The 11408-nt window shown below is 59.7% G+C and carries 7 protein-coding genes; 5 read left to right on the top strand and 2 right to left on the bottom strand.

Annotation, left to right across the window (positions count from 1 at the left end; all coding sequences use genetic code 11):
* Positions 1-54: 54 nt before the first annotated feature.
* The 3 genes from JDEN_RS02420 to JDEN_RS02410 all read left to right on the top strand — a co-directional run bounded on the left by JDEN_RS02420 (position 55) and on the right by JDEN_RS02410 (position 4263).
* Positions 55-795 (top strand): MIP/aquaporin family protein, encoded by a 741-nt coding sequence (locus JDEN_RS02420; protein WP_015770779.1) that lies wholly within the window; start codon positions 55-57, stop codon positions 793-795.
* Between the two features lie 36 nt (positions 796-831).
* Positions 832-2349, top strand: a complete 1518-nt coding sequence (glpK, locus tag JDEN_RS02415; RefSeq protein ID WP_015770778.1) for a glycerol kinase GlpK — start codon at positions 832-834, stop codon at positions 2347-2349.
* Between the two features lie 153 nt (positions 2350-2502).
* The gene (locus JDEN_RS02410; protein WP_143713224.1) at positions 2503-4263 is read left to right on the top strand and encodes a bifunctional 3'-5' exonuclease/DNA polymerase; all 1761 of its coding nucleotides are present in this window, start codon (positions 2503-2505) and stop codon (positions 4261-4263) included.
* Here the strand turns inward: JDEN_RS02410 and JDEN_RS12920 are convergent.
* Positions 4213-4893, bottom strand: a complete 681-nt coding sequence (locus JDEN_RS12920) for a TetR/AcrR family transcriptional regulator (RefSeq protein WP_015770776.1) — start codon at positions 4891-4893, stop codon at positions 4213-4215. The two genes, JDEN_RS02410 and JDEN_RS12920, sit on opposite strands and share 51 nt — an antisense overlap.
* A 143-nt stretch (positions 4894-5036) precedes the next feature.
* Here JDEN_RS12920 and JDEN_RS02400 point away from each other — a divergent pair, with 143 nt between their 5' ends.
* Together JDEN_RS02400 and JDEN_RS02395 are read left to right on the top strand one after the other, a co-directional pair.
* Positions 5037-7766: an MMPL family transporter gene (locus JDEN_RS02400; RefSeq protein WP_015770775.1), complete on the top strand. Its 2730-nt coding sequence runs from the start codon at positions 5037-5039 to the stop codon at positions 7764-7766.
* Positions 7767-7771: 5 nt separating this feature from the next.
* A complete protein-coding gene (locus tag JDEN_RS02395) occupies positions 7772-10111 on the top strand; it encodes a YhgE/Pip domain-containing protein (RefSeq protein ID WP_226926634.1) in 2340 nt (779 codons plus the stop codon).
* Positions 10112-10217: 106 nt separating this feature from the next.
* On the opposite strand, the gene JDEN_RS02390 is transcribed toward JDEN_RS02395, so the two are convergent.
* Positions 10218-11405, bottom strand: coding sequence for an ABC transporter permease (locus JDEN_RS02390; protein ID WP_015770773.1), 1188 nt, complete (start codon positions 11403-11405; stop codon positions 10218-10220).
* Positions 11406-11408 lie beyond the last annotated feature (3 nt).

The raw sequence follows: 11408 nt of genomic DNA, 5'->3' as shown, positions 1-11408 counted from the left end.
AACGCGTGCCGGCGGGAGAACATTGACAACGACGTCAAGAAAGAGCAGGAACACATGGATACCATGACCCTCGGGGACGTATTCCTTTCCGAAGTCCTCGGAACCGCCACCCTCATCCTCTTGGGTGCTGGGGTAGTCGCTAACCAAGTCCTCGCCAAAACAAAGGGCAACTCCACCGGCTGGGTTCTCATCACCTTTGGGTGGGGGTTCGCCGTGTTCGCCGGTGTGTATGTGGCTTTCGCCTCCGGCGCCCACCTCAACCCAGCTGTCACTCTCGGTATTGCCGCATCGGGTGCCGAGTGGTTTGTGGACGGTCAGATCGCTGTCGACGCTACCTCCATCGCGGTGTACCTTGCCGCTGAACTGGTCGGTGCCTTTATTGGTGCTGTCCTTGCCTGGTTGGCGTACAAGAACCACTTTGATGCAACCGAGGATCAAGGCTTGAAACTTGCGGTGTTCGCCACTGGACCGGAGATCCGCAACCCGATCTGGAACACCGTCACCGAAATCATTGGCACCTTCGTTCTCGTGTACTGGGTGTTGGTGTCCGGGTACACCGAAACGATGATTGGCCCACTGGGTGTGGCACTCATCGTGGTGGTTATTGGTATGGGCCTTGGTGGCCCAACCGGGTACGCGATCAACCCCGCACGTGACCTCGGTCCCCGTATTGCCCACGCCATTTTGCCCATCAAGGGCAAGGGGACATCAGACTGGGGCTACTCGTGGGTTCCTATTGTTGGCCCCAGCATTGGTGCCGTCATCGCAGGTCTTTTGTACGCAGCAATTTACTGAGCTTAACCACGTCAGACACGAAGAGGGAAACGACACATGACCAAGAAATTTGTTCTTGCCATCGACCAAGGAACAACAAGCTCCCGCGCAATTTTGTTCACCCATCAGGGCACGATCCACTCGGTTGGCCAGTTGGAGCACGACCAGATCTTCCCGCAAGCAGGGTGGGTAGAGCACAACGCCGACCAAATTTGGAACAACGTGCGCGAAGTGGTGGGCCTTGCTCTCACTCGCGGGAACGCCACCTACGATGATGTCGCTGCTGTAGGGATCACCAACCAACGTGAAACAGCTGTGGTGTGGGACAAAAACACCGGGAAACCGGTGTACAACGCCATTGTGTGGCAAGACACTCGCACCCAAAAAATTGTTGACGAACTCGGTGGGGACGAAGGCGCAGACCGGTACAAGAAACTCACCGGTTTGCCTTTGGCTACCTACTTCTCTGGGCCAAAGGTCAAGTGGATCCTCGACAATGTTGATGGTGCCCGGGAAGCAGCGGACAAGGGTGACCTGTTGTTTGGGACCACTGACTCGTGGGTGCTGTGGAACATGACGGGTGGCCCCAACGGTGGTGTCCACGTCACCGATGTCACCAACGCGTCGCGTACACTGTTGATGAACATTGAAACCCTGCAGTGGGATGAATCCATGGCCGAGGTCATGGGGATCCCGATGTCCATGCTCCCGGAAATTAAGTCATCCTCCGAGGTGTATGGGCACGGTCGTAAGCAGGGGCTGGTTCCTGGTGTGCCCATCTCGGGGATTCTGGGTGACCAGCAGGCTGCCACGTTTGGGCAGGCGTGTTTTGAGGTAGGCACCGCGAAGAACACGTACGGTACTGGCAACTTCATGCTCATGAACACAGGTACCGAACCGATCCACTCGAAGAATGGTCTGCTCACCACGGTGTGCTACAAGATTGGTGACCAGCCCGCCGTGTACGCCTTGGAAGGCTCCATTGCGGTCACTGGGTCATTGATTCAGTGGTTGCGGGACAACTTGGGTCTGTTTGAAGATGCCCAAGATGTGGAGTACTTGGCACGCAAGGTTGATGACAATGGCGGCGCCTATGTGGTTCCTGCGTTCTCTGGTTTGTTTGCGCCCTACTGGCGTTCCGATGCGCGTGGCGCGATTGTGGGTCTAACCCGCTACGTGAATAAGAACCACATTGCCCGTGCAGCTCTTGAGTCGGTGGCATTCCAGACCCGTGAGGTCGTTGATGCCATGAACGCTGATTCTGGTGTGGCGTTGACTGAGCTCAAAGTGGACGGCGGCATGGTCGCTAATGAACTGCTCATGCAGTTCATTAGCGACCAGCTTGATGTGGAGGTTATTCGACCTGAGGTCGCGGAAACTACCGCACTTGGTGCCGCCTACGCGGCTGGTATTGCGGTGGGTTTCTGGAATGGGGAAGACGACGTCCGCAACAACTGGAAGGAAGGCAAACGCTGGGCCCCTGCTGAGAAGCAGTCCGAACGTGAGCGTCAGTACCGGTTGTGGAAGAAAGCTGTAACAAAGACGTTCGACTGGGTTGATGACGACGTGAAGTAGGTCGTTGAGCACGACCAGTGATGACCCAGGGCCGTGGCGCGTTGAGCGCCACGGCCCTGGGCGTTGCGGTGGTTGTCCACCGCGTGGGCGTGGACGCGTGGTGGTGGGACAGTGCGGGCCGCTGGTGTCAGTGGGGGCAGCGACAATGGTGTGGTGTACATCGTTGTGGAGCTCATGAGTGCTGGGGACGCTGACCCATCAGCACCGTGTGTGCGGGCGGTTCCGTGTCAGGTTGATCCGGTGTCGGGTCAGGTTCATGCTGATGCACCCGTTGTCCTCAGTGCCGCGGACTGCGTTGCGTGGGTGACTGACCGGGAGATCGACCGCCCCCGGTGGGTGTGGGCGGATACCTCTGTGGTATATGACTTTCTTCTTGCACGGGGCGTGTGGGTGGCAAAGTGTCATGATCTTCGCCTGTCACGGGCGATTTTGTCACGTGCGGCGTGGGTAGATTCTTCGGTGTTTCGGGCGCCCTCGTCCCAGGCTGAGCAAGGGGCACAGGAACTTGCGTGGTGGGATGGGCCCACTCCGGTCGCGGCACGCCAGGACGTGTTGTTTGATGAGTCCCACAGCGAGGTGACCCCCGATTGTGTGGCGGAGTTGGAACGGCAGATGCGGGTGTTGCGTACTGCGGGTAATGGGTGGCGCCAGCGGTTGAGTTTTTTGATGGCGTTGGAGTCAGCAGGGGCGTTGATTGCTCGTGAGATGTACGCCGTGGGGGTGCCTTGGGATCGGGATCATCATGAGGCGTTGTTGCGAGAACAGTTGGGTGAGCGTCCCGCAGTTGGGGTTCGCCCGGCCGCCCTTGAGGCGGTCGCGCAGGAGTTACGAAGGCTACTTGATGCACCAGAGCTGAATCCTGATTCGCCCAAGGACTTGTTGCGGGCTTTGAACTCTGCGGGTATCCCTGTGACAACCACGAGTAAGTGGGCGTTGCGTGAGCATCGGCACCCGGCGTTGGCACCGTTGGAACGGTATAAACACCTTGCCCGGTTGTGGACCGCGCATGGGTGGGCGTGGCTGGATGAGTGGGTCAGCGATGGCCGTTACCGCCCCGTGTACACCCCTGGGGGTGTGGTCACGGGGCGGTGGGGCGCCGACGGTGGCGGGGCGTTGCAGTTACCGAGGGCGATTCGTGGGGCAGCCCGTGCTGGTGACGGGTTCACGTTTGTGATCGCGGATGCCTCTCAGCTTGAACCGCGTGTGCTTGCTGCCATGTCAGGTGACGCAGCGATGGCGGAGGCTGGACGTGGAGGCGACATGTATCAGCGGATTGCTGATGCCGGTGTGGTGCCCAGCAGAGAACATGCGAAGTACGGCATGTTGGGGGCCATGTATGGCGGGACCACGGGAGTGTCCGCGCAGGTCTTGCCGCAGTTCCGTCAGGCTTTTCCAACAGCGATGGCCATGGTGGAGTCTGCTGCGCGGGTAGGTGAGCGTGGCGGGCAGGTCACGACATGGTTGGGGCGCACTTCGCCGCCTGGCGTTGTGTCGCACCCTGATGAGAGCGACGATGCGGATGTTGCGCGTGAGCGTCGGTTACGAAGTCGTAGTTATGGGCGGTTTACCCGAAATTTTATTGTGCAGGGGAGCGCCGCTGAGTGGGCGATGGCGTGGATGGTGGAGATTCGGTTGCGGTTGCACCAGTTGTCGTTGGGGGATCCGACGCTATCAGCACCGTCTTTGGTTTTCTTTTTGCATGATGAGGTGTTGATTCACACTCCCGTGGAGTGGGCGGAGACGGTTGCTGAGGTCGTGCGTGTGTCTGCCCGACAAGCCGGGGAGACCCTTTTTCCTGGCTCCGTGGTGGAGTTCCCGGTGAAGGTATTGGTCAATGATTCGTACACTGACCCAAAGGTGGTGTCACAGGGGGTCGGAGAATCGCATGGCGATCTCGCCGATCATGCGCCGTGAGTCTTCAATGCCGTTGTAGTCAACACCGTTCATGAGCCGGAGCACGATGGTGTTGAGGTAGAGCGCCACGACTGCTTCGGTGAGTTGACCGAGGGGGACGTTGGCGGTGCGGCCGAATTTTTTGAGGAACCCCGCAATGATGACTTGGGCTTGGGGGCCAAAGACATCGCGGTGGTAGTTCAACCGGTCACGAGCTCCTGGGACACGCACGGACATGAGGTGGAGTTCTTGGAGGATGACATACCAGTTGTCAGAGAGCACTTCGAGCCGGTCGAATGCTTCGGTGATGGCAATGCGCGGGTCTACGTTGTCGGGGAATTCGTCCAGGACGGCAAGCGAGACGTCAATGCGTTCTTGGCACATGCGTTCAAACATGTCGAAGAAGACTTGTTCGATGGAGTCGAAGTTGGAGTAGAACGCGCCGCGGGTGAATCCTGCTTCATTGACCAGATCGTCAACGCGGGTGGCGCCAAACCCTTTGGCGACAAACACTTTTTCGGCGGCTTCAAGGAGCCGTAGTCGCGTGTTTTCGCGGCTTCGGGTGGGCTGGTGGGTGCGTCGCGCATCGTCAGGTGTGCCAGTAGTGTCGGAAGTGGTGGTGTCACTTCCGGGCGTTGGCGTGCTGGCCATGTCTTGTCCTCCTTGAGTTGTGTGCCGCAGCACACGTATCCCATTCTAGGCCCGATCCATTAGTGTATTGAATACAAAATCGTATTGAGAAGTGTGAGGTGTCTCCTCACACCGGCCCGTCTCCCTCCCCCGCAGGAGCCCGCATGTCGACCGCGCTGTATAACCTCGGCCGTTACCTTTCCCGGCACAAAATCGCCACTGTCCTCACCTGGCTCATGATCATTGTGCTCAGTGTGGCTGCGGCGGTGTTGTCTGGTGGAAAGTTCAACGACAACCTCTCCATTCCCGGCACTGAAGCACAGGAGGGGTTAGAGGTCCTTGCCGAACGGTTCCCGCAAGTCTCCGGGGCAAGTGGCCAGCTACTCCTGCAAGCCCCTGATGGCGCCGACATTCGGGACTACCGCACCGACATTGAGCAGATCGTCGCGGACGGTAACGCCATCGAGGACGTCGCCATTGTGTCCAACCCGTTTGAGGAGGGTGGCGCATCGTCGTTCTCCCCTGACGGAGAGAACGTCTTGCTGCAAATCCAGCTTGATGTGCAGTTGGGCAGTATTTCCGATGCGACCCTTGACGGGTTCCGTGACCTTGCCGACGACGTCACTGCGTCCACTGACCTCACGGCTCATGTGGGTGGCGGCATGTTCCAGATGACCTCGGTGCATTTCTCGATTGCTGAGGTGTTGGGGGTTGGGGTCGCACTCATTGTCTTGGCGATCACTTTTGGGTCGTTGATTGCTGCGGGTATTCCGATCGTCACCGCGATCATTGGTGTGGCGGTGTCGATGTTGCTTGTTATCACCGCTGGAGCTTTCACGGATATTTCTTCCACGACTCCCACGTTGGCGATCATGCTTGGGTTGGCTGTGGGCATCGACTATGCGTTGTTCATTATTTCCCGGCACCGATCCCAGTTGGCCGACGGGCTGGATGTCACAGAGTCCATCGCGCGGGCTGGTGCGACTGCAGGGTCAGCGGTGATCTTCGCCGGGATGACGGTCATTATTGCTTTGTGTGGGTTGGGGGTTGCCGGGATTCCGTTCCTCACGGTCATGGGTCTTGCTGCGGCTGCGGCTGTGGCGATCGCTGTGTTGATCGCGATCACGCTCCTTCCCGCAGTCTTAGCTTTACTTGGTGAGAAGCTTCGACCACGGCGCCGCCACACCCCCGGCGAGGCGAAACCCACTGCCCGGTGGGTAAAGATCACGACCAGTCACCCGTGGTGGACGCTTGTAGCGTGTGTGGTGTTGCTTGGCGTTGCCGCTATTCCGGCAAAAGACCTGACCTTGGCGTTGACGGATAACGGTTCGCAGCCGGTGGGCACCGATGTGCGGGACACCTACGACCTCGTTGCCGATGCGTACGGGGAAGGTTTTAACGCTCCGATTCTTGTGACCGCTGACATTATTGCCTCCGATGATCCGCTGGGGGTTGTTCAGGCATTGTCTGATGACATCGAGGCTATTGACGGGGTGGCGTCGATTGGAATTGCCACCCCGAATATGACAGCCGACTTGGGCATGGTTCAGTTGGTGCCCCAGTGGGGGCAAACAGACCCACGAACCGCTGAGTTGGTCCACGATATTCGTGAGCAGGCTGACCGGTGGGAAGAGGACCTGGGCATTGACAATGTCACGGTGACTGGGCAGGTCGCAGCAGGTATTGATATTTCGGAGAAGTTGTCCAACGCACTGTTGCCGTTTGGGGCGGTTGTGGTGGGCCTGTCACTGGTACTGCTCTTGGTGGTCTTCCGCTCGATTGCGGTACCAATCAAGGCAACACTGGGCTACTTGTTGTCGATTCTTGCCTCGTTTGGGTTGACGTGGGCTGTGTTTGGGTGGGGCTGGGCGGCTGCCGCTCTCAACGTGGATACCACCGGCCCGATCATTTCGTTCATGCCGATCATTGTGATGGGTGTGTTGTTCGGTTTGGCCATGGACTATGAGGTGTTCTTGGTGTCGCGTATTCGCGAGGAATACGTGCACACAGGCGATGCGCGTGGCGCGATCCTCACCGGATACACCGAGTCGGCGCGCGTGGTATCAGCGGCGGCAATCATCATGATCGCTGTGTTTGGGTCGTTTGTTCCCATGGGGGATGCGATCATCAAACCGATTGCGTTTTCGTTGGCAGTTGGGGTTTTCATTGACGCGTTTCTTGTGCGCATGACCCTGGTTCCAGCAGTGTTGGCGATCCTTGGAGATCGGGCGTGGGCGCTGCCCCGCTGGTTGGAACGCACCATGCCGCACTTGGATGTGGAAGGAACAGGACTGGAGAAGCGGCTCGCTCAGCAAGAATGGGCCGCCCACAACCCGGGTGTCGCTGTCCGCGTGGAGAACATGGTGCTGCATGACACCCGCGACCACGCGCTCGTGTCAGGGTTGTCGCTCACCGCAACAACCGGTGATGTTCTTCTTGTTCGGTCCACCGACACGTTGGCCCGCCAAGCAACCCTGGCTGCGGTCACCGGGCGGCACCGCATCGAATCCGGTGTGGTCACTATTGCTGACTGTGTCCAACCCGAGGAACGGAACCGGTTGCGACGCCGCTCAGCGTTCACGGTGAACACTGTCACCCTGTCCACACTGTCCGCCTGGGTGGAATCGGTCCTCACCGACCGTCATGGCGCTCATGTGGTGGCTGTTGACACCGCCGACCTGTTGATAGCGCCAGGGTCCGGGGGTCGGGTGGATGCGGCAACTCTCGATGCGCTGTGTGAGGTGCTTGCACCGTTGCACGCTGAAGGGATTGTCACGTTTGTGGGAACAGCAGCAGACGCGGACCCTGCTGTGGTCGTCACCGCGTTGACCTCTCGTATTCTTCCTTCGTCTTCTGTCCCGGCTCACGCCACCCCTATTGAGGAGTCACTGTGACTGGAATGTCCCGCCGGAAAGTCATTGCTCTCATCCTTGCGACCCTCTTACCGGTTGCCTCGATCGCCCTGATGCTGTGGTCCTACCACGACCGTGCCGATGCGGCCACGAACGTCAAAGCCGCGGTAGTCAACCTTGATGAAATGGCCACCATCGGGGAAGGCGAGGACGCTCAACCATTCCCCGGTGGTCGTCTCCTCACCGCAGGACTCACCACCAACGAAGACGTTCTCACGTGGGATATTGTTTCCCAGTCCACAGCGCGCGACGGGTTAGAATCCGGCGATTATGCCGCGATCATCACCATTCCCAAAGAGTTTTCCGCATCGGTTGTTGGGGTGCTCAACAACTCCCCCACCCAAGCTCCCATCACGGTTGAAACGAACGAGGCGAACTCACAGCTGGTGTCGTTCCTGTCCCAGTACATTGCCCAAACAGCGGCAGCAACCACCGGGTATGAGATCACGGAAATGTTCATCAACTCCACTCTCACCCAGGTGCAACCCCTCGCAGGTGGACTCACTGACGCCGCTGACGGAGCTAACCAACTCGCGCAAGGAACTAACGAACTCAGCGACGGACTCGGCCAGATCTCTGGAGGCGCCGGCGTCCTCGCAGACGGTGTCACTGAAGCAGGAACTGGTGCATCCCAGCTTGCTGACGGCGCCCGCCAACTCAATACCGGGATCGGTCAGTTCGCCCAAGGCGTGAGCTCTGCGCAGTCTGGAGCCGGGCAACTCACCACAGGGGCATCCCAACTCGCTGGCGGTGTCTCTGAACTGGCAACCGGCACCCGAGAACTAGCAGGTGGCGCATCCGAACTCGCCGCCGGAGCGGAAGAACTGGCAGGCGGATTAAGCACCCTCTCAAAAGAAGCATCCGCCCTCCCACAAGGTGTGCGCCAACTCAACTCGGGCGCTGAACAACTCGCAGATGGACTCACACAAGCCTCACAAGGCGCACAAGCACTACGTCCAGCAGTCGCTGGGTTGGCAGGCGGTTCCGAAGAACTCGCACAAGGCGCACAAGCAATCACCGGTCTGACACAATCGGTCCAACTGGCCTGCTCGGACCCCAGCACCGCTGACGAATGCGCTGCAGCACTGGGAACACTCACCACCGTCGTCTCCGGGTTTTCCCAAGGAGCCACCGGATTTTCCCAAGGCGCAGACCAACTCGTGACCGGCCTCAGCGACCTTCCCGACGGTCTCAGCGCACTCGCCGCAGGAGCCAACGACCTGGCAGAAGGAACCAGCGAACTCGCCGCCCAAGCACCCCAACTCACCCAAGGCATCACCCAACTCAGCAACGGTGCCACTGAACTAGCCGGCGGAACCCAAGAACTCGCCTCCGGAACCTCCCAACTCGCTGACGGTGCCGCACAACTCAACGGCGGTGCCGGGGCCCTGTCACAAGGTCTTGGGGAACTCACCGGTGGCCTGTCCTCCGCTGCAGCAGGCGCATCGCAACTCCAGCAAGGCTCCTCCCAACTCGCCACCGGAACCAGCGAACTCGCCACCGGCATCACCGGCGCCGGAGATGGCGCCCGTGAACTCGCTGACGGGTTGGAACAACTCGATGACGGGTCCACCCAACTCGCCGGCGGAGCAGACGAACTCGCTGACGGACTGGGGGACGCATCACAGCAAGTTGGTGCGCTCAACGACATTCCCGACACCATCGGGAGCGTTCTAGCCAAACCCATCATCTCCGACCACGTGGAAACGAACCCGCTTGGCTCAGCGATCTCTGGGCTCGCCGGACCCATCGCCGCCGTGTTCATGTGGGTTGGGGCGTTCGCGCTTTCCCTGATTCACCGGATTTCCCCCCGCACATACTTGGGAACAACCGTCCCCGTTGGGCAACGGCTCGCATCCGGGTTGGTCATCCCAGGGGTTGCGGCCCTCATCCAAACCGCAGCGCTCCTCGCTGTCCTGGTGAGCTTCGGAGTGAAGATCGCGAACTGGCCACTGACCATCATGGTCCTGCTCGTCGGGACGTTGACGTTCATGGTCATCACCGAAGTGTTCGTGTTGCTGTGGGGCAAATCCACCGGCTGGTTGGTCTCACTGTTGTTCTTCGCAGTCCAAGCCGCCAGCGTTGGCGGGTTACTCCCCATTGACACCGCACCTCACACATTTCAGGTGCTCAACGCCCTTGTGCCACTGCCGCTTGCTGCCGATGCACTCAATGCATCAATTGCAGGAGCAACCTCCGCTCATGCTGGGATCGCACTTCTTGGCTTGGTCATGTGGTTGCTCATCGCTGGAGCAGCCGCATGGTGGGCTGCAGCACGGGAAGAACGGTGGCGGCCGCTTCCGACCGGGCAAGTGTCCCCCGCATAAGCGGCGACCACTGTGGGCCGCGCCCCACGCTCGACCCGCAGGGTTGACTAACCACGATGCACAACGACGATGCCCGTCCCCGGCAAGGGGGGCGGGCATCGCCGGTTTAATCGGCGCGGATCGCTGTTGCCGGGTTGACCTTGGCAGCAGACAACGCCGGATACACCGATGCGAGAACCCCCACAACTGCGCCAATAGCTAACCCGATGAGAGGCAGCCACCACGGCATGCTCACACTCCACCCATTGACTAATGCGGTCACAACCGTGCCCACCACCCCCACAGCCGCCCCGGCAAGCCCACCTAACACACCGGTGATGGCGCCTTCGGTGAGAAACAGTCGAGCGATGTCTGCGTGCGACGATCCAAGCGCACGCCGCAACCCGATTTCCGAAGTGCGCGACATGACGGACACAATCATGGAGTTCGCAATGAGAAGAGTGGTTAACACCAACAACGTCACCCCTACGGACATACCCAACCGGGACAGTTGGGAGTCCACCCCGGACCTCAACGAATCTAACGTGGCCACCTGTGTAACAGACAGCCGTTCTGGCGCATCGGGACGCACCACCTGACGCAACGCGGTGGACACTGGCCCCCCTGCACCGATTGCTGTGCGCACCGTCAACACTGCTTGACTGTCAGTGGGTTCTACTGCGAGCGCGTAGGCGTAGGGCACGATGATGAGGTGGTCGATGCGTGCTCGTGGTGAGGAGTGCACGATCCCGATGACGTCAACGCGGCGTCCTGCCAGTGAGATTTGGTAGCCGGTTGGGTAGGGGGTGTCGGTGGGGATTCCAAGTTGTTGGGCGGCTGTGGTACCGAGGTAGGCCACGTTGGTGTGTTCGGTTGCGTCAAGCACCCAGTGTCCTTGTGTTCCGCCGGTGATGTCCATGACGTCGAAGTAACCGGAGGTCACTCCTGTGACGGTCACGTCTGTGATGTAGTCGTCGAGGTTTGCGGTGGTGAACCGGTTGGGTTGTACCCGGTCGATGCTGATGTCGAGTCTGCGGGCTGAGGATTCCACCATGGGGAGGGTTAGCGCGCGGGTGTCGGCATTGTCGGGGAAGGTTCGGGTTTCTGTTCCGCCGGAGACGCTCACACTGATGTGGTCGAGGGTTCCTGCCGCCATGTCGTTGGTGATCTGGTGGGAGGCGGTCACATTGGACCCCAGGGACATGACGAATGTTCCGGCACCGAGCGCTACTGCGATGACGAGTAGGAGTGTGCGCTGGAGGCGGGCGCTCATGTCGAGGGCGCAGTCGTGGAAGGTATCAATGAACGCGCGCACTGG

This window comes from Jonesia denitrificans DSM 20603, from assembly GCF_000024065.1.
Lineage (GTDB): Bacteria > Actinomycetota > Actinomycetes > Actinomycetales > Cellulomonadaceae > Jonesia > Jonesia denitrificans.
Note: the sequence above shows the minus strand (reverse complement) of the source record. Positions and strands in the feature narration are given on the sequence as shown.